The following is an 18,666-nucleotide window of genomic DNA, read 5'->3' as shown; positions in this document are numbered from 1 at the left end:
AGTAGATGTTTGCACATGTAGATTTTTAAGCTGACTTTAGCCAATCTGCGCGGATGTCAAAAAGTGCAGAAAAGAGCTACGGCCGCATTCGCTTTGCCACCAATTTGCGCGCGGCTCGGTTAGCGGCGGGCCTATCTCAGGAGGATCTCGCTGAAAAGGCTGGATTCCATCGCACCTATGTCAGCCAAGTAGAGCGAGGTATCACGAACATCACTGTGGACAATGCTTGCCGGCTTGCGGACTTTCTGGGAGTGGATCTAGGCGTTTTGTTCAGCGAACCTAGCTGAACAAATAAACAGCAAACTGCTGACCGAGTTCAGATGACAAATCGTCCACACTTGTGCGATGGACATTCCATAAGCCCGTTGCACCTTCTTGTGGAAGGTGACCAAACTGCCGGTGAGGTTCTTGGCAAGCGTTCTGGTGTTGTGAATATCGGAACTGCTGTATGGAAGCTACGCACCGACCGACATATTTCTCAGCGTGAGCTCAGTGATCGGCTGGGACTTGACCGCAACCACGTCTCTCCCATTTAAACCGGAACGGCGAATCTTCCACTCGATAAGATTGTTACTGCTCTCGAGGTCAACGTCGCAGATGTGTCTGGCCTTTGAGACGGGCGCGACAGAGCAGCCCTGGCCGGCTGCCATTCTTGGATCGGGCTTGAGGTGAGCCCGTCGAATTCCTCACTTCGGTGACAGAGGAATTAATGGAGAACGATATGGCAACCTACGCGGAACTGTTGCTCCAAAAGGAAGCTCTCGAAGCGCGGATAGCCATAGTGCGGGCTGAGGAGATTTCAGGCGCGATAGCCCGAATCCGCGCGCTGATGGAACAATATGGGCTGACTGCCAATGATCTAGAGGCCAAGCGAGAACGGGGACGTCCGCAAGCAAACGCAATCGACAACCCTATTGTGAGCCTCCGGGCTCGTCCTCCTGCGAAGTACATGGACCCCAAAACCGGCAGGACTTGGTCAGGACGTGGTAGAGCACCCGCGTGGATTGGAACGAGGCCTGATCGCTACTTGATTAGCGGGTTCTAATCCAAGTTCCAAGGCCCCGCCGACTCTTTCTAGGCGGCCGCCTCCTGCTACGGAAGTGAAGATCCAGGACCTGGATGCATGCCCTTCACACTGTCAACAAACACAGTGACGGCGAGCGCTTCCTGACCTATATTAGGCGTGGTTCCTGCCGCACGTCTGCCATGAACTCAGATGCAATTCCGAGGGTAGGGCCCCTCTCCCGCGAGCGTGGAGGAAGATGCGCAGAGACTGGAAAATCGTTGTCTGGAGCCGGTTTGCAGGTAGCTCTCGCACTTTTTCCAAACTTAACGATAGCGGTTTCCAGTCTTTATTCCCGCCGTACATCTTTTTGCCGGGCGCAAAACGTCGCGCTTACCCCAGATACTTGAACAGATTCATCCCCTGGATCTGCATGAACGACTGCTGCGCCGCCTGCAGCGAAGTCTGGCGCTGGTAGTACTCGGTCATGGCCGAGTAGTAATCCAGGTCCTGCAGGCCCGATAGCGTCTCGGTGTAGTTCAGCCCGCGGTTGGTGCCGATGGTGTTGAGCGCATCAAGCTCATTCATGCGCGAGCCGACCGAGGTCTGCACCGTGCTGACGTTGTCCAGCGAGTTGGCCATCTGGCGGTTTGCCGTGGACAGCGCGTTGGCCAGCGTGGCGCGGTCGGTGTCAGTGACGATCGGCTGCTTCAGGGCGTTGATGACGCTCTGCAGGTTGGCAAAGATGTCGGTGCCGGCTTGCTTGGCGGGTTGCAGGTTGACGACATCGCCATCCTTGGGGGTGCCCTTGATCGACAGCGAGAGCCCGCCGGCCGAGATGCCGGCGCCGTCCACATAGTCCACCGGGGCGCCAACGGCGGCCGGCGGCGCGGCGCTCTGGTCCATTACCTGGTACTGCATCTTGCCGGTGACGGCATTGGTGGCGAAATTGAGCGAGAGGCTGTGGCCGTACAGCGCGTTGGTCGGATCCGTCACCGAGATCGCGCTGAACTCGCCGGTGCCCGTATTGGTGGTGGGCGATGAAGCAACGTAGGTGGCGGTGGACTGCACGCTCATGAAGATCGCGTTGCCGTTGTCGTTGGTGGGCATCTGACGGGCAACGTCGACCTGCAGGAGTTGCTGGCCGGTATCGCCGCCATAGACCACCGCGCCGCTGCCGTTCTTCGCGAACGGCGGCGTGGACGACTGATAGCCCGCGAACAGGAACTGACCGTTGCCGTCGTCGGCGTTGGACAGGCCGAGCAGCTGGTTGTATGAGTCCTGCAGCGAGGAGGCGACCGAGGCGCGGTCGGCGTCGCTCATGGTGCCGTTGCCGGCTTGCACCACCAGCGTCTGGATGTTCTGGACGGTGGTGACGACGCTGTTGAGCGAGGTCAGTTCCATCGACAGGTTGGTGTTGGCCTGTTTGCGGGACGTGGCGTACTGGCTGTTGACCGCGCTGGATTGCGAGACCACCAGCGCCCGGGTGGCGCCCACCGGGTCGTCGGACGGTGTCAGGATACGGCGGCCGGTGCCAAGCTGTTGCTGCACATGCAGCAATGAACCTTGCTGGCTGTTCATCGAGGCCAGGCCGAGTTGGTAGAGCGTGGAGCTTGCAACGCGCATGTCTGTTCCTTTAGGAGATCCGGGTCTTCAGAAGCGATCAGCGGCCGATACCGATGATGGTGTCGAACAGCGTGGTGGCAGTCTGGATGACCTTGGCGTTGGCCTGGTAGAGCTGCTGGAAACGCAGCATGGAGACCGTTTCCTCATCCATGTTCACGCCCGAGACGGCTTGCTGCGCCGTCTGCACCTGGGTAGTGACGCTGTCTTGCGACGTCGACGCGATCTGCACTGATTTGGCGCGGCTGCCGACGTCGTTGACCAGCTGCGCGAAGGCGTCGTTGTAGCTCGACACGCCGCCGATGGTCTTGGTGGTTTGCAGCTTGGCCAGCGCGAGCGCGTTGCCGTTGTCGGACACACCGCTCAGGTTGGGCGCCAGCGTGAAGCTGTCACCGGTCTTGGGCGTGCCGTCGAAGCTGACCGTGACACCGTTGAACGAGTATTGCGTCGCGGTGCCGCTCGGGGTCGGGCCGCTGGTGGGCACGACCGGTGCACCGGTCGCATCGGTAAAGACGTAGTTGGCGCCGTTGTACTTTGCCGTGATCGTGGTAGCGGGCAGGCTGAAGCCTTGCGCGACATTGCTGACCTTGACCGTGCCGGTACCCGTGTTGGTGGTGCCTGCGCTGGCGCGCAGCGGGCCTGCGGCAGCAATCTTGGCGGGATCGGTAATGGCCATGTCCATGCCCGCGGCCACATTGCGGGTCGGCTGGATCTGGTAGGAATCATTGGCCGACATCGCCGTCGGGATCTTGACGTCCACGCCGTCCGCCGACAGCGTCAGCGGATAGGTGGCGGTAGCGCCCGCCTGGGTGGCCACGACCGTGTTGTCCGACATGCGCGTGAGCGAGTAGTTGGTGCCGTCGTAAGTCAGCGTGTAGTCGCTGGTGGTCAGCTGCGACGTATTGCTGATGCTGGCCGATACCAGCGAGGTGCCGGTATTCGAGCTCTTGGGCAGCGTGACGGGCGTGCCGAGCTTGAACAGGTTGCCGCCGATCTGGCCGGTCAGGTCCACGCCGAGCTTATGCTGGTCGTTGAAGGTCTGGGCCAGCGTCACCGAGAGCCGCCCGATGGCGTTCTGCGCGGGATCCAGCGACTCGGTGCGGAATTTGAGCAAGCCGCCGACGGAGCCGCCGGTGAGGGTGCTTTCGTCCATCTCGGTCACGTTACCGTTGGCCTGCGTGTAGGCGATCGTGGTACGCGACGGATCGGCCGACGATTGCACCGCCTTCAGGTCATAGGAGTTCGACCCCATCACCAGGGGCTGGCCGTTTCCGACGAACACGTTGTATGTATTGTCCTGCGGCACCACCTTGACGCCTACCAGCTGGTTCAGCTGCGAGACCATCTGGTCGCGCTGGTCGAGCAGGTCATTGGGCGGCTGGCCGCCGCCGGCAGCGGTGGCCCGCGTGATCTGGTCGTTAAGCTTGGCAAGCTGCTGGGAGTAGGCGTTGATCTGCGTCACCGAGCTCTGCAGCTGGGTATTGACGCCATCGCGCAATTGCTGGAAGTAAGAGTTGGCGGCACGCACCTGACCGGTGAGCGATTGCCCGGCATTGATCATGTTCTGGCGCGCGGCCGGATCCGCTGGCGTGTCCGACACCCCTTGCACGGCGGCGAAGAACTTCTGCATCAGGGGTGCGATGCCACCCGTCTGGTCGGCCAGCAGGTTGTCGATCTGGCCGATCTGGCTGGAGTACGTCGAGAGCTGGGCGCTGGCGGACTGGGCGCTGCGCAACTGGCCGGTCAGGAATTCATCATAGACGCGGACCACCGAGGTCGTGTTGGAGCCTTGGCCGTAAAAGCCGCTGCTGGTGTACTGGCCACCTGCGGACGCAATGATGGTGTTCTGCCGCGTATAGCCTGCCGTGGCGGCATTGCTGATATTGTGGCCAACCGTCGTCAACGCGTTCTGCGCCGTGTTCAGGCCGGAAAGTCCGATATTGAAGAGAGACATGCTCTAACCCCGCATCTGGTGGCTGCCGTGTGCCTGACCTGGCGATCCGTGCACCGTGGCCGCTTGTCGCGGAGCCTTCGATGCCGGTTCGCCGCTGCCGGACATGGACGGCGGTGAATGATGTAAGTAACGGCAGAAGTACAAGGAGACTTTAGAGCGCGGCGCCGACAATTTACGTCCGGCCGACCTGCGCCCCGCCAGGGCGCGGCATGCGCTCAGACGGGCACTTTCCGCATGATCCGGACCAGCTTCTCGCCGTAAGCCGGATCCGTGGCATAACCGGCACGCTGCAGGCCCCGGGCCGCATCGTCCGGCGTGGCCGCGGCCAACACCTCGGCGTAGCGCGGGTTGTTGCTCAGCAAGCGGCCATAGTCGGCAAAGGCTTCATCGTAGGAACCGTAGGCACGGAAGCGTGCGCGCACCTTTTGCGGCTGGCCGTCGACATATTCGGTGGTGGTGATTTCCGCGACCTGGCCCTTCCAGTTGGCGCCCGCCTTGATGCCGAAGACATTGAAGGTGGTGCTGCCGTCCGGGTAGGCAATCTCGCGCCGGCCCCAGCCGGATTCGAGCGCGGCCTGGCCCAGGATCAGCTTGGCCGGCACGCCGGTGGCGCGCGCCGCGGATTGCGCCGGCCCCGCCATGCGGGAAACGAAGGCGCTGATGTGGGCCGGCGTGTCTTCCGGCAACACGGCATTGCCGCCCTGCCAGGCACCGGTGTCCTGCGACTGGTATTGGCGCAGGCCCGCGGTGGGGTTCCAGCTGGTGCCGGCCACCACGCTGCCTGCGCGCGGCGCGTCCGCGTCGCCGTTGCGCATGTCCAGCGTGCGCGCAAGGCCGGGGGCCGCGTCGTCCATGCCCGCCTGCACGGCGGCCTGCTTGGCGGCAGCGCCGGCGAGCTCGGGCGGCAGGCCCGCGCCGCTGGCGCGCGCGAGCTGGCGCACCATGACGTCGGCCAGGCCGATGCCGCGCGTGGACATCTGCTGGGACAGCTGCTGGTCCATCATCGACATGTACAGCTTGGTCTGCTCGTTGTCGAACAGGCCATCCTGCGGCGTGGCGTCGCGCATGCTCTTGAGCACCATCTGCGTGAACACCGCCTCGAACTGGCGCGCGGCGGTGCGCAGCGTCTCCGGGGTGGCTCCGGTACGGGCACTTTGCTTGAGGCCTTCGAAGCCTTGCGTATCCAGGGCGAAGCGTTGCGAGAGTTCGGCCTGTGCGGCCACGCGGCTGGCTGACATGATCAGATGATCTCGAGGTCGGCGCGCAGCGCGCCCGCCGCACGCATGGCTTCAAGGATGGTCTGCAGGTCGGCCGGGGTCGCGCCCAGCGCGTTCAGGCCCTTGACCACCGCGGCCAGCGATGCGCCGGCCTTGACCATCTGCAGTGCGCCGCCTTCTTGCTTCATGTTGATCTGCGAAACCGGCGCCACCACCGTCTGGCCGCCACTGAACGGCGCCGGCTGGCTGATCACCGGCTGGGTATTGATCACCACAGACAGATTGCCATGCGCCACCGCGCAGTCGTCCACCGTCACGGCCTGGTTCATCACGATCGAGCCGGTACGCGCATTGAGGATGACCTTGGCGGCGGCCTTGGCGCGCGTGACCTCGATGTTCTCGATGCGGGCCATGAAGCCCACCCGCGCGCTCGGCGCCGCAGGCGTGCGCACCTGCACCACCCTGCCGTCCAGCGCGCTGGCTACGCCGCCGCCCATCGCGCGATTGATGGCCTCGACAACGCGTTCGGCCGTGCCGTAGTCGGTTTCGCGCAGCTCCAGGTTCAGGATGCCGCCTTCGGGCTGGAACGCGGGCACTGCGCGCTCCACGATGCCGCCATTGGCAATGCGGCCCACCGCCAGCTGATTGACCTGCACCTTGCTGCCGTTGGCCGACGCGCCCGCGCCGCCCACCAGCATATTGCCCTGCGCGATCGCGTAGACCTGGCCGTCGGCGCCCTTGAGGGGCGTCATCAGCAAGGTGCCGCCACGCAAGCTCTTGGCATTGCCCATCGACGACACCACCACGTCGAGCTGGCTGCCGGGCCGTGCGAACGGCGGCAGCGTGGCGGTGACCATCACCGCCGCCACGTTCTTGAGCTGCATGTTCTTGCCGGCCGGCAGGGTGATGCCGAGCTGCGAGAGCATGTTGGTCAGGCTCTGCGTGGTGAACGGCGTCTGCATGGTCTGGTCGCCGGTGTTATCCAGCCCCACCACGAGCCCATAGCCCACCAGCGGGTTGTCGCGCACGCCCTGGAAGTTGGCCAGGTTCTTCAGCCGTTCCGCATGCGATGCGCCTGCTAGCAGGCCCAGCGTCAGCGCCAGGAAGAGAGCGCGGACGAAGCGGCTGCGCGAGGCGGGGAACGAAGACAGGGACATGACGCGGTCAGTGATCAATACGGTGAAACATTGAGGAAGAAACGCTGCAGCCAGCCCATGTTCTGCGTCTCGTCGATATAGCCCTTGGCGGTGTACTCGATGCGCGCATCGGCCACCTGCGTGGACGGCACCGCGTTGTCGCCGGTGATCGTGCGCGGATTGACCACCCCGGAGAAGCGGATGTATTCCGCGCCCTGGTTGATGGCCATCTGCTTTTCGCCGGAGACAATGAGGTTGCCGTTGGCCAGCACTTCCAGCACCGTCACGGTGATGGTGCCGTTGAACGTGTTGGTGGCGCTGGCTCCGCCGCTGGCCTTGAGCGCATTGGCGCCGCTCATGGTTGCGTTCTGGGCGCTGCTGAACAGCCCGCCAAGCGCCCTTGGCACGGCATCGAAGGCCAGCGCGCTATTTGACGTGCGGCTGGCGTTGGTGCCGGAGTTCTTGCTGGCGTTGACGTTCTCGCTGATCACGATGGTGAGGATATCGCCCACGTTGCGCGGCCGGCGATCCTCGAACAACGGATTGCCCGCGTACGACGACTGGTAAATCGATCCGCTCGCCGGCGCCAGCGCGCGCGGCTCTGCGCGCGCGGAGGTGGGCAGCTGGACCAGCGGCTCGCGCGGCATCATCGCGCAACCTGTCGCGAAGCAGCAAAGGGCAAGCGCGCCCAGGCGAGTCAGCGAGGCAATCATGATCATCCCAGCTGGGTGAGGCGCTGCAGCATCTGGTCGGAGGTCTGCACGGCCTTGCTGTTGATTTCGTAGGCGCGCTGGGTCTGGATCATGCTCACCAGCTCTTCGACCACGTTCACATTGGACGCTTCGACGTAGTTCTGCTGCAGCGTGCCGGAGCCGTTCAGGCCAGGCACCGTGGTGTTCGGCGCGCCCGACGCATCGGTCTGCACGTACAGGTTCTCGCCCAGGCTCTCCAGGCCGGCCGGGTTCGCGAAGGTAGCCAGTTGCAGCTGGCCGACCTGCACGTTGGCGCTCGAACCGGGCTGGGTCACCGAGACCACGCCGTCGCGAGCAATCGTCAGCGCCGTGTAGTTGGCCGGCAGGGTGATGGCGGGCTGGATCACGAAACCGCTGGACGTCACCAGTTGGCCGTTCTGGTCGGCCTGGAACGAGCCATCGCGCGTGTAGGCAGTGGTGCCGTCGGGCATCGTGACCTGGAAGAAGCCCTGGCCGATCACGGCCACGTCCTTGCTGTTGCCGGTCTGCTGCGGATTGCCCTGGGTATGGATCCGCTCGGTAGCCACAGGGCGCACGCCGGTGCCCAGTTGCAGGCCGGACGGCAGCGTGGTCTGGTCCGAAGACAATGCGCCGGGCTGGCGGACGGTCTGGTACATCAGTTCCTCGAACACGGCGCGCCCACGCTTGAAGCCGTTGGTGGAAACGTTGGCCAGGTTGTTCGAGATCACGTCCATCTGCGTCTGCTGCGCATCGAGGCCGGTCTTGGCAATCCAGAGAGAGCGGATCATGTTTGTCCTCACAAGGCCGCCGCGAGCCGCGGCGGCACATCAATTCAAAGTTCAGTTATTCGAGAGCAGTTGATTAGCGCGCTGATCGTTGGTGTCAGCGCCCTGGATCATCTTCATCTGCATCTCGAAGCGGCGGGCGTTGGCGATCATGTCGACCATCGCCTCGACCGGGTTGACGTTGCTGCCTTCGATCGCACCGGAAATCACGCGGATGTTGGCGTCAACCTGCAGCGGCTGCGCGCCGGGGCGCAGCCGGAACAGGCCATCGTCGCCTCGGGCGATCGAATCGGGCGGTGGATTCACCAGCCGCAGCTTGCCCACCTGGGCCAGGCCCGCGGAGGTCTCGCCTGGGCCGCGTGCAGTGATCGTGCCATCGCTGCCGATGGTGATCTGCGCGCCCGGCGGCACCGCGATCGGGCCGCCATCGCCCATCACCTGCAGGCCGGTGCTGGTAACCAGCTGCCCGTCCGCCGACACCTGCAGCGAACCGGCGCGCGTATAGGCTTCCGTGCCGTCCGGTGCCTGCACCGTCAGCCAGCCGTTGCCCTGCAGCGCCACGTCCAGCGGACGCTCGGTGTAGGTCAGCGGGCCGGCCTTGAAGTCGGCGCCAGGCGTGGACGCCAGCGTGAATGCGCGCGTTGGCGAGGCTTGCCCCACCACCGGCACCGCGCGGAACATGTTGACCTGCGCGCGGAAGCCCGGCGTGGAAGTATTGGCCAGGTTGTTGGACACCGCGGCCTGCTGGTCGAGCGTCTGCTTGGCCCCCGACAGGGCGGTATAGATCATGCGGTCCATGGCGTCCCTTTAGTTCCTGGCCGTGCGGCTCGTCTTGCCAACGCTGCGCATTACAGGTTGACCAGCGTCTGCATGACGGTGTCCTGCGCCTTGATCGTCTGCGCGTTGGCCTGGTAGTTGCGCTGCGCCACGATCAGGCTGACCAGCTGGCCGGACAGGTCCACGTTGGATGCCTCCACCGCATTGGACTTGAGCGTGCCAAGGCTGCCGCCGGCCGCGCCGACCACGGCCTGGCCCGATGCGCCGGTCGCGGACCACACATTGTTGCCCTCCGGCTTCAAGCCCTGCACGTTGCCGAAGCCGGCCATCACGACCTGGCCCAGCGACTGCGTCTGCTGGTTCGAGTAGCTGCCAAGGATGGTGCCATCCGGCTGGATCGCGAAGCCGAGCAGGCTGCCCGCGGTATAGCCGTTCTGCACAGGCGGCTTGGTGTCGTTGGCACCGGCGAACTGCGTCGTGCCGGTCAGGTCCATCGCGATGGCCAGGGGTGCCGCACCGTTGGCTGCGGCAATGTTGATGGTGGTGGTAGCGCCTGCGGCCGGCGACTGCAGCGTGCCCTTCGAGTCGAACTTGAGCGTGATCGGCGCGCCAACCACGTTGCCCGCCGCGTCGGTCAGGTTCATCGTCCAGTCGGTGCCGCCGCCGCCGGGCGCCGGGAACGTGCCCGCGCCGGGCGTGCCCGTGGAGAAGTACGCCGTGAGCTGCTTGGCGTTGCCCAGCGAATCATAGACGGTGACGCCGGAGCTGTAGTTGAACATGCTCGACGTCGGCAGCGCGGCCGGCGTGCTGGCGAACGGCGTGGTCGGCACGGTGCTGCCGGAGTTCAGGTTGAAGGAGATGCCGAGGGTGGTGGTCGCCTTGGCGGCCATCGTGGTGTTCGGCACCACCAGCGGCTGCGGCTGCACAGCGCCGCCGCCCGTCGTGCCAGCCGGGTAGCCGGTCAGTTTCAGGCCTTGCGCGTTGGTGATGCTGCCGTCCTGCTGGCGCTGGAACTGGCCGTTGCGCGAGTAGAAGACCGAGCCCGAGGAATCGGTCAGGCGGAAGAAGCCATTGCCATTGGTGATGGCCACATCGAGCGCATTGCCGCTCGACTCGATATTGCCCTGGTTGAACGACTGCACCACCGAATTCACGGTCGTGCCCAAGCCGATCTTGGTGCCGGCGTACACGTCGGCGAACTGCGCGGTCGATTGCTTGTAGCCGACCGTGTTGGCGTTGGCGATGTTATTGCCGATGACGTCCAGATTCGATGCGGCGGCATTGATGCCGCTTACCCCTTGACCGAAACCCATGATTTTCTCCTAGTTACCTGACATCCTGCCGGCGCGTCTCGCGCGTGGCCACGTGATTAAAGAATGCGGCGCACGCCGTCGACCGGCGCGGTGCGGCCGCCGCCGATGTCGACCAGCACGCCCGTGGAGTCGCCACTGATGCTGTTGACCTTGCCGTAGACCAGCGCGACCGGCGCGACATCCTTACCGTTGGCGGTAGCGGTGACCTTGAAGCTGTAGTCGCCGTCGGCAACGGCGACGCCTGCATCGTTCTTGCCGTCCCAGGCGATGTCGTGCACGCCGGCGGTCTGGCCATTCATGTTGATGTTGCGCACCACGTTGCCGTTCGCGTCGACCACCTGGACCGTGACCGCATCGGCGGTGGACGGCAGGTCCACGCCGATCTGGCCCGGCACGCCGCTGGCCACCGTGGTGGCATTGCCCGGCACCATCACGGTGTGGCCAATCAGCGCTGCCGAATCCATCGCGCGGCTCGCGCTGACTTGCGACAGCAGCGAGTTCAGCGTGGTGTTCAAGGTCTGCATGCCGCTCACCTGGCTGATCTGCGCGAGCTGCGAGGTCAGCTGCGAGTTGTCCATCGGGTTAAGCGGATCCTGGTTGTTCATCTGCGTGACCAGCATCGTCAGGAAGTTGTTCTGCAGGTCAGCGGCGGAGGCGCTGCCGCTTTGCAGGGTATTGGCGATCCCGGCGGCGCTGGTGCTGCTGCCTGTGGAGGAGGTCGTGGTCATTGCGTATCCCGGTTTTACTGACCGATGGTCAGTGTCTTGAGCATCATGTTCTTGGCGGTGTTGAGGACTTCCACGTTGGCCTGGTAGGAACGCGAGGCCGAGATCATGTTGACCATCTCCTCCACCGGGTTAACGTTTGGCATCGTGACGTAGCCGTCGGCATTGGCCAGCGGATGCGTGGGGTTGTGCACCATGCGCGGGGGCGACGGATCTTCCACCACGCCCTCCACCTGCACGCCGCCCACGTCGTTCTGGCCTGGTGTGGCGGCAAGGCCGAACACCACTTGCTTGGCGCGGTAAGGCTGGCCGTTGGGGCCGACCGCACTGTCGGCATTGGCCAGGTTGGACGCGGTCACGTTCATGCGCTGCGACTGCGCAGCCATGGCCGAACCGGCGACTTCGAAGATGTTCATTGCGGGCATGGCGTGCTCACTGCTGGATGGCCGACAGCATGGTCTTGATCTTGGCGCTCATCACGGTCAGCCCGGACTCGAAGTGCACCGCATTGTCGGCAAAGGCGACGCGCTCGGTGTCCATCTCGACGGTATTGCCATCGATGCTCGACTGCATCGGGATGCGATAGTCGAGTTGCATCTTGTCGGCGAACGCAGACGTCACGCCCGGCAAGTGGCGCGCCGAGGTGGTGGACAGCGACACGCCTTCGGCTTGCTTTCCGCGCTCGACGCTTTGCGCCAGCGTGCTGGAGAAATCGAAGTCGCGCGCCTTGTAGCCGGGTGTGTCGGCATGGGCGATATTGGAGGCAATCACCGATTGCCGCTGGGTCCGCAAGCTCAGCGCTTCTTGTTGGAAGCGCAACGCCGCATCGAGTCTGTCAATCATGTCTGTGTCTCGCTGGAGGGGGAGAGCAACGAAGGTCGACCTTCTTCAGGTGTGCCATCTTAGGGGCGGCCCCTTCATGCCAATCGCACGAATAGGGCAAAGAAAACCGCGCATTTCGACTCGAGCAAGAACGCGGGGCTGCCTACAATAGGACCCGTTGACACGCACGCGGCACCCGCTTTCGCGGTGCAGCCCGCGTCGTTTCCTTGCCTGGATGTACACATGAACCCTCGTTTCCGGGCCGCCGCGGCGCGCGCCCTGCTCTGCGTGCTGGCCGCTGGCGGCACGCTGCCCGGCAGCGCCGGCGCGGCGCCGCCCTCGCCGTTCCCCGAAGACCCGGTGCGCGCCGCGGTCGAACAATTCCTTGAACGCCAGACTGCCGGCCTGCCCGGCAAGGCCACCATTCAGGTGGTGCCGCCTTCGGGCGGGCGCGCGCCGGATTGCCCGCTGCCCGAGCCGTTCCTGCCGCCGGGCGCGTCCCCCTGGGGCCGGGTCTCGGTCGGCGTGCGCTGCGCCGGCGAACGTCCCTGGACCCGCTACGTGCAAGCGCGCGTGTCGGTGGTGGCCGACTACTATGTGGCCGGGCGTAACCTGATGCCCGGCGAGGCCATCGATGCGGCCGATATGGAAGTCCGCCAAGGCGACCTGGCGTCGCTGCCGCGCGCGGTGGTGACGGATCCCGCACAGGTGACCGGCGCGGTGGCGGCCAACCGCATCGCCGCGGGTTCGCCAATGCGGATGGACCTACTGAAGAAGGCCATTGCCGTACGCCAGGGCCAGAACGTGACGGTGCTGGTGGAAGGCGATTCGTTCCAGCTCAGCAGCGAAGGCAAGGTCATGGCCGAGGCTGCGGTGGGCAACAACGTCCAGGTGCGGCTCAAGAGCGGTCAGGTGGTTAATGCGCTGGTGCGCAATGGCGACACGGTGGTGCTACAGCAATAGGAAATCGGGACGGCGACACCCGGAGTTGCGTACGCGTCTCATGAGCCGGCTCATGAGACAATATGGCGCGCTCCGGGGCCGGAAAAACGGCGCTGCGGCGTCGCAATTCGACCTAAAGTTTCGCCCGAAGCATCCGATAAGCCAAAGGTACCCAGCAAGGAATCATCGTGAAGATCAATCAGACCACCTCGTCGAGGCCGAGCGACGCCATCGACGGCGCCGTGCGCAGCGTGGCCGGCGCCCCCGGTTCGACGGCTGCTCCGGAGACGTCCAGCGTGCGCGTCAGCAGCCCCCTGTCGGCCCAGGTGCGCGAGATCGGCGCGCGCATGGTGGAAGACCATGACGACGATATCGACACCGCCAAGGTCGAAGAGATCCGCCAGGCTATTTCCGAAGGCCGCATCAAGATCGACCCAAGCAAGATCGCCGACGGCCTGCTCGCGTCCCTGCGCGAACTCAGCGGCGGCGCCTGACACCGCGGCTTGCTACGGGCCGCATCGCCAACCCCACCCTAAGATAGGCAAGCCATGAGCCAGTCCCTGATCCAGAATCTGCGCCGCGAAACCGAGCTCGCGCAGGAGTTCGCCACCGTACTAGGCGAAGAGAGAAGCCTGATCAAGGCCGGCGATTACCAGGCCCTTGCCGGGCTGCTGGAACGCAAGGTCGAACTGGCCGGATTGCTGAGTGCCCTGACGCGCACGCGCGAGGCACAAATGGGCGCCATGGGAATTCGCACCGGCGCGGGCGGCCAGCTGTTCGGGCGCCAGATCGATCCGTCGGTGGAAGCCGCATGGCGCACGCTGGTGTTTGCGGCACGCACTGCAAGCGACGCCAATGCGCTGAATGCCGCGGTTGTGGATGCGCATCTCGAGTTCACCGAGGAAGCGATCCTGGCGTTGCGGCAACGGGGTGACAACACGACGCTCTACGGGCGCGACGGGCGCACGCAGACCGGGCCGCAAGGGGTCAGCCTGGCCAGTGGTTGAATTTGGTAGTTCATGGCATCTCGTTCTTGCGAGTGCCCGTCCTCTCCCCCGGCCCCTCTCCCACAAGTGGGAGAGGGGAGCAAGCCAGCGGGAACAGAGGACGATTGGGATGGTGAAACTGCCTTTGACTTTAGGCTGTTGACGTTGAAGTTAAGCCGTTGAAGCTAAGACGTAGCAGCGAAGCAACCACAGCCCCCCTCACCGAAACCCAACCGTCACCTCATTGGCCTGCCCAATCAAGACCGGCGTCAACGCGCCCTTTCCCGGCACCTGAAAAGCAAACACAAAGCCTTTGGCGGCGTCATCCCCGCTAAACGCCTCGGTCAGCCCCTCAGCCCCCGACAGCAATACACATCGTTGCGCATTGCATAGGTAAGCCTGCAGTTCATTCGGCGGCGTACGCGAGAAGCTATAGCGCCACCGCACCGTCGTGATCGCGCCCTGCGCCTGCGGCAAATAACCGGTCGGTGAAATCGGGACGGAAACGGTGCGCAAGCCTCTGCTGTACAGCGCGGGCCCGTTCACCGAAGCCGACCAGCTATGCAGCGCCTGCCCGCCAGGCGCTGCCAGTGCCGGGCAGCACGCCACGGCCAGCGCCGCCGCGGCGAAGCGCTTGGGCCAGCCGCTCACAGCAATCCGCGCAACTGCGAACGCAGCCGTGTAATCGCCTGGCTACGGATCTGGCACACGCGCGACTCGGTGACTTCCAGCACCGCGCCGATTTCCCGCAGGTTCAGCTCCTGGTCATAGCACAGCGACAGCACCAGCTTCTCCCGCTCGGGCAGACGCTCGATGGCGCGGATCAGCGCTTCGCGCATACCGCTCTCCATCAGCACAGTGAGGGGGTTGCCGTCATCGCTCACGCTCAGGTGCCGGTCCAGGAAGTCTTCTTCGCCGGAGCGCTCGAAGTCTTCATAGTGCAGCAACTGGCAGCCATAGACCTCGTTGAGCAGCGTCTGGTATTCGTCGAGCGGCAGCTCCAACTCCTGCGCCACTTCGGAATCGAGCGGCGCACGGCCCAGCGTTTGCTCCAGGCCGCGCACGGTGCGCTCGATCCGCCGCGTGAACTGGCGCAGGCTGCGCGACTGCCAGTCGTTGGCGCGCACCTCGTCGAGCATGGCGCCGCGAATGCGCTGGCTGGCGTAGGTCTCGAAACGCGCACCGTGGGTGTCTTCATAGCGCTTGGCGGCGTCAAGCAGGCCAATCATGCCGGCCTGGATCAGGTCATCGAGCTGCACGCTGGCCGGCAGCTTGGCCGCCAGTTGCAAGGCGATGCGACGCACCAGCGACGCATGCGCCGTCACGGTATCAGTCTGTTCGAGCTTTCCCTGAATCGTATACATGGTGGAATTCTCGTGAGTCCTAGCTTGCAGGGCCCGGCGCTTAAGCCAGGGCCGTGGCCGTCGGCGCCATCGGCGCCGACAGGGTTGAACGGGGATCGGTGGACATTGGCCAACTGGCAATGCCCGTGGCAATTCGGCGTAATGCGGCAGTGGCGGGCGCGGCCGGGAAGGCCTCGACCACGCAACGGCCCAATGCGGTACTGCGCTCAACCAGCGGATCGTGCGGCAGGCTGCCTGCGGGACTGGCCTCAACGCCAAGGTACTGGCTGGCGGTACGGGCCAGGTTGCCCAGCACCGCACTGGCGGCGGCGTCTCCGGCGGCGGCATTGATCACCAGGTGGAAACGCCGGCAGGCGTAAAGGTGATTGAGCTGCTTGATGCAGGCGTATGCGGCCTTGATCGAGGCCGGCTCCGCGCGCAGCACCACCACGAGGTTGTGCGCCGCGCCAGCCATTTGCGACAAGCCGCCATCCGCATCGCGGCGGGCATCGCTGAGCACGGTGCGAAACGACTTGAGCAACTGCAGGTCGCCATTGGCCTGGGGGCTGCCCGGCAGCACGGCGATGGTGCCGGCAGGACGCTTGCCGAGCGCGGCATCGAGCATCACTGCGCCGCCCAGCACCGCGGCCAGGGTGCCTTCCGGCATGGCGCCGGCAAGCCGCGTGGCGCGGGCGCCGAAGCGGTCCTCATCGACGAGCAGTACGCGTTCACCTTGCAGGGCAAGGGCGTTGGCCAGCCCCAGTGCCACCGTAGTGGCGCCGGCACCGGCATCGCTTGCGACCACGGCAATGCGGCGCGTGGCGCGGGGCGCCAGCATGCGCCGCAGGCTTTCCGCCTGGTCGGATGCGAGTGAATTCACGGCTTATTCTCCCTGTGCCAGCGTCTCGAACACGCGGCTTGCGCTCATGCGCGCCTCGAGCAAGCCGCCGGCGCCGCCCAGCTGGAACGTCTCCGGCGGGGCTTCCTGAACAACGGGCTGCGCGGCGCGGCCGCCACGGGCCGGATAGTTTTCCAGCACGTCGAGCAAGGCCAGCAGGCGGCCGATGCCTTCGACCAGCACGGCGGCGCCGCAAGCCTGGCGAGCCGGCGCACGGCCGGTCAGCCGCGCCAGGAATGCGCCGACCGAATCGTCGCTGGCCTGCTCGAGGCGCAGCGCGGCCACGCCCATCTGCAGCGCGAGCAAGCGGGCGCAGGCCTGCGCTTCGGCCTGTGCGGGTTCATTGCCGCCGTCACCTTGGCCCAGGTGGTCCAGCGCATGGCGCAGCGTGCGCAGTTGCGCTTCGCCGGCCTCGGCCCAACGGGCCCAGCGGGCCAGTTGCGCGCCCTCGGCGGACAGCGCCGGGTCGCACAGCAGGTAATGCACAGCGAGCGTCTGGCCGTTCTCGCGGTCGACCACGCGCGACACCAGCAAACCTGCCTCGGTACCGCCCTCGGCGCCAGCGCGGGCGCCGCGTGCCTGGCCTTCGAGCACACGAACCGGGCTTTGCGCGATCCACTGCACAGCATCGCGGCCGCGATAGTCCATGTCTTGCACGGCGTGGAAGGTCAGCGTCTCGGCCAGCGCATCGAGCTTGACGGCAGCCCCGCCGCTGGCCACGCGGGTGGTCTTGCGCGCGGTGGCCAGCCAGCGCTCACCCGCTTGCTGCCAGCGTGCCAGCGTGGGGGCGGCAGGCATGGCGTCGAGTACGTTGACCACAGTACGGGCGGCGGCGATGGCGGCGCACAGGGTGGCGGCATCAGCCTCCCATCCGCCCTGGCCGCCTTGCAGCGCCGGGCCGGTGCGGCCGGCGGGCGCGGCGGCGGCCGCCAGCGGCAGGCCGTCGCGGTCCGCCAGGAACAGCGTGTGTTGCCAGGGGCGCGGCGCGCGCCGTCCCGCCACCGGCGTGGCCACCGTGGCGCTCAGCGACAGCACGAAGCGGTCGCAATGGCGGGCGAGGTCGCGGCAGGCGGCCTCGCGCACTTGCTGCGCCATCAGGCGCGGCGAGGGTGCGCCCTCATTGCGTTGCTGCCACAGCGAGCGGACCAGCTCAAAGCTATAGCTGCCAGCGTTCAGTTGCTCCACGCAATCGCCCACCGCGTTGGCGCTGTCGGTCAGCGAGCGCAACATGCCGTCGGCACCGCCGGGGCTGGCCGCGCGCGTAGCTTCGCTATCGTCCTGCGCGGGCATGGCGCGGCGCGCGGCTTCCGCGTCGGCAAACACCGAGCCGCGGCGCGGCGTCTGGAAGGCACGCTCGACAAGGGCCGCGCCGTTGGCGAGCTCAAGGTGCTCGGGCACGCGCTGGCCCGTGGAGGCGTAGTACACCGGCAAGCGGTGGCGGATCACCACGTCGAGCACGGAGCCCAGGTGCGTGGCCTCGTCCAGCTTGCTGACGATGCAGCCGTCGATGCCGCCGTCGGGCGTGGCATCGTGGCGGTAGGCGTGGACGACTTCGTTGAGCGTGTCGCCATGGCTGGCGCCGTTGAGCAGCAGGATGCGCTGCACCGGCGCCTGCACGCCGGCCAGCATGGCAATCTGCTCGGACAGGTTGCGGTCGCGCTGGCTCATGCCCACGGTGTCGATGATCACCAGGTGCTTCTCGGTCAGCGCCGCCAGCGCAAAGCGCAGGTCGGCCGCGTCCTTGACCGCGTGCACGGGCACGCCAAGGATGTCGCCGTAGATGCGCAATTGCTCGTGCGCGCCAATCCGGAACGTGTCGGTGGTCAGGAGCGCCAGGCGTTCCGGGCCGTGCTTGAGCACGAAGCGCGCGGCGAGCTTGGCGGTGGTGGTGGTCTTGCCAACGCCGGTGGGACCGACCAGCGCCAGCACGCCACCCTGGGCAAAGAGCGCATCTTCGTCGTTCAGCACCGGCACCTTGCGGGCGAGCTCCTGGCGGATCCAGGTCATGGCGGCAGGCCGGTCATGGCCCAGCGGCAAGTGACCCAGCAGCGAACGGGCGAGCTGCCCGGAGAAGCCAGCGGTCACTAACCAGGTAAACAGCGAATCGCGCAACGGGTCTCCGCCTATCGACGGCAGGCTGTGCGTGCCCACGCCGGAGAACTGGCGCTCCATCATGGCGCGCATGGTCTGCAGTTCGCCGCGCAGGTCGCCAAGGGCGCCGTCGACAGCGACCGCGGCAGCCGGCGGCGGCGTGAACACCGGCGCGTTGCTGGAGATGGCGCCGAGATCGGTGTCGCGCATCGCGACAATCTCCACGCCACCTTCAACGGTGCGGTTGGACAGCACCACCGCGTCCGGACCCATCGCCTCGCGCACCTGGCGCAAAGCCTCGCGGCCATTGGCCGCCACGAATTTAGCTACGCTCATTT

The 18,666-nt window shown here is 65.6% G+C and carries 20 protein-coding genes; 5 read left to right on the top strand and 15 right to left on the bottom strand.

Annotated features, from left to right (window positions below; all coding sequences use genetic code 11):
* Window positions 1-53 precede the first annotated feature (53 nt).
* Window positions 54-287 (top strand): helix-turn-helix domain-containing protein, encoded by a 234-nt coding sequence (locus A9975_RS17645; RefSeq protein ID WP_174424079.1) that lies wholly within the window; start codon window positions 54-56, stop codon window positions 285-287.
* A 434-nt stretch (window positions 288-721) separates the two neighbouring features.
* Window positions 722-1,045 carry an H-NS histone family protein gene (locus tag A9975_RS17640; RefSeq protein WP_183033956.1) on the top strand — a complete coding sequence of 108 codons (324 nt, stop codon included), beginning with the start codon at window positions 722-724 and terminating at the stop codon, window positions 1,043-1,045.
* A 351-nt stretch (window positions 1,046-1,396) separates the two neighbouring features.
* Here A9975_RS17640 and flgL read toward each other — a convergent pair whose 3' ends face one another.
* From flgL to flgB, 11 genes are all read right to left on the bottom strand, one after another.
* The gene (gene flgL / locus A9975_RS17635; RefSeq protein ID WP_183033955.1) at window positions 1,397-2,629 is read right to left on the bottom strand and encodes a flagellar hook-associated protein FlgL; all 1,233 of its coding nucleotides are present in this window, start codon (window positions 2,627-2,629) and stop codon (window positions 1,397-1,399) included.
* 37 nt (window positions 2,630-2,666) lie between these two features.
* Window positions 2,667-4,580, bottom strand: a complete 1,914-nt coding sequence (gene flgK / locus A9975_RS17630; RefSeq protein WP_183033954.1) for a flagellar hook-associated protein FlgK — start codon at window positions 4,578-4,580, stop codon at window positions 2,667-2,669.
* Between the two features lie 215 nt (window positions 4,581-4,795).
* Entirely contained in the window at window positions 4,796-5,818 is a 1,023-nt protein-coding gene (flgJ, locus tag A9975_RS17625) for a flagellar assembly peptidoglycan hydrolase FlgJ (protein ID WP_043356992.1), read from the bottom strand.
* Window positions 5,819-5,820: 2 nt separating this feature from the next.
* The gene (locus A9975_RS17620) at window positions 5,821-6,954 is read right to left on the bottom strand and encodes a flagellar basal body P-ring protein FlgI (protein ID WP_183033953.1); all 1,134 of its coding nucleotides are present in this window, start codon (window positions 6,952-6,954) and stop codon (window positions 5,821-5,823) included.
* Window positions 6,955-6,968: 14 nt separating this feature from the next.
* On the bottom strand, window positions 6,969-7,646 hold the full coding sequence (flgH, locus tag A9975_RS17615) for a flagellar basal body L-ring protein FlgH (RefSeq protein WP_370564869.1): 678 nt from the start codon (window positions 7,644-7,646) through the stop codon (window positions 6,969-6,971).
* A gap of 2 nt (window positions 7,647-7,648) precedes the next feature.
* Window positions 7,649-8,434, bottom strand: a complete 786-nt coding sequence (gene flgG / locus A9975_RS17610) for a flagellar basal-body rod protein FlgG (protein ID WP_183033952.1) — start codon at window positions 8,432-8,434, stop codon at window positions 7,649-7,651.
* A gap of 51 nt (window positions 8,435-8,485) precedes the next feature.
* Complete coding sequence (gene flgF / locus A9975_RS17605; protein ID WP_183033951.1) at window positions 8,486-9,229, bottom strand: flagellar basal-body rod protein FlgF; 744 nt, start codon at window positions 9,227-9,229, stop codon at window positions 8,486-8,488.
* Window positions 9,230-9,279: 50 nt separating this feature from the next.
* Window positions 9,280-10,521: a flagellar hook protein FlgE gene (flgE, locus tag A9975_RS17600; RefSeq protein WP_183033950.1), complete on the bottom strand. Its 1,242-nt coding sequence runs from the start codon at window positions 10,519-10,521 to the stop codon at window positions 9,280-9,282.
* A 56-nt stretch (window positions 10,522-10,577) separates the two neighbouring features.
* Complete coding sequence (locus A9975_RS17595; RefSeq protein ID WP_183033949.1) at window positions 10,578-11,249, bottom strand: flagellar hook assembly protein FlgD; 672 nt, start codon at window positions 11,247-11,249, stop codon at window positions 10,578-10,580.
* Window positions 11,250-11,263: 14 nt separating this feature from the next.
* Entirely contained in the window at window positions 11,264-11,671 is a 408-nt protein-coding gene (flgC, locus tag A9975_RS17590) for a flagellar basal body rod protein FlgC (RefSeq protein ID WP_183033948.1), read from the bottom strand.
* Between the two features lie 7 nt (window positions 11,672-11,678).
* Window positions 11,679-12,089, bottom strand: coding sequence for a flagellar basal body rod protein FlgB (gene flgB / locus A9975_RS17585; RefSeq protein WP_183033947.1), 411 nt, complete (start codon window positions 12,087-12,089; stop codon window positions 11,679-11,681).
* Between the two features lie 222 nt (window positions 12,090-12,311).
* Here flgB and flgA point away from each other — a divergent pair, with 222 nt between their 5' ends.
* The 3 genes from flgA (at window position 12,312) to A9975_RS17570 (ending at window position 14,017) form a co-directional block, all read left to right on the top strand.
* Complete coding sequence (flgA, locus tag A9975_RS17580) at window positions 12,312-13,031, top strand: flagellar basal body P-ring formation chaperone FlgA (RefSeq protein ID WP_183033946.1); 720 nt, start codon at window positions 12,312-12,314, stop codon at window positions 13,029-13,031.
* A gap of 167 nt (window positions 13,032-13,198) precedes the next feature.
* Window positions 13,199-13,504 (top strand): flagellar biosynthesis anti-sigma factor FlgM, encoded by a 306-nt coding sequence (gene flgM, locus A9975_RS17575; protein WP_183033945.1) that lies wholly within the window; start codon window positions 13,199-13,201, stop codon window positions 13,502-13,504.
* Window positions 13,505-13,558: 54 nt separating this feature from the next.
* Complete coding sequence (locus A9975_RS17570; protein WP_183033944.1) at window positions 13,559-14,017, top strand: flagella synthesis protein FlgN; 459 nt, start codon at window positions 13,559-13,561, stop codon at window positions 14,015-14,017.
* A 198-nt stretch (window positions 14,018-14,215) separates the two neighbouring features.
* On the opposite strand, the gene A9975_RS17565 is transcribed toward A9975_RS17570, so the two are convergent.
* Genes A9975_RS17565 through flhF form a run of 4 tightly spaced genes read right to left on the bottom strand, consistent with a single transcriptional unit; the run spans window position 14,216 to window position 18,664 of the window.
* Window positions 14,216-14,647, bottom strand: coding sequence for a flagellar protein FlhE (locus A9975_RS17565; protein WP_183033943.1), 432 nt, complete (start codon window positions 14,645-14,647; stop codon window positions 14,216-14,218).
* Window positions 14,644-15,360, bottom strand: coding sequence for an RNA polymerase sigma factor FliA (locus tag A9975_RS17560; protein WP_006162649.1), 717 nt, complete (start codon window positions 15,358-15,360; stop codon window positions 14,644-14,646). Before A9975_RS17560 ends, A9975_RS17565 begins: the two co-directional genes overlap by 4 nt.
* Window positions 15,361-15,400: 40 nt before the next feature.
* On the bottom strand, window positions 15,401-16,219 hold the full coding sequence (locus A9975_RS17555; protein ID WP_370564864.1) for a MinD/ParA family protein: 819 nt from the start codon (window positions 16,217-16,219) through the stop codon (window positions 15,401-15,403).
* Between the two features lie 3 nt (window positions 16,220-16,222).
* Complete coding sequence (flhF, locus tag A9975_RS17550; protein ID WP_183033942.1) at window positions 16,223-18,664, bottom strand: flagellar biosynthesis protein FlhF; 2,442 nt, start codon at window positions 18,662-18,664, stop codon at window positions 16,223-16,225.
* Window positions 18,665-18,666: the final 2 nt, after the last annotated feature.

Source organism: Cupriavidus sp. UME77, from assembly GCF_014170355.1.
Lineage (GTDB): Bacteria > Pseudomonadota > Gammaproteobacteria > Burkholderiales > Burkholderiaceae > Cupriavidus > Cupriavidus basilensis.
Note: the sequence above shows the minus strand (reverse complement) of the source record. Positions and strands in the feature narration are given on the sequence as shown.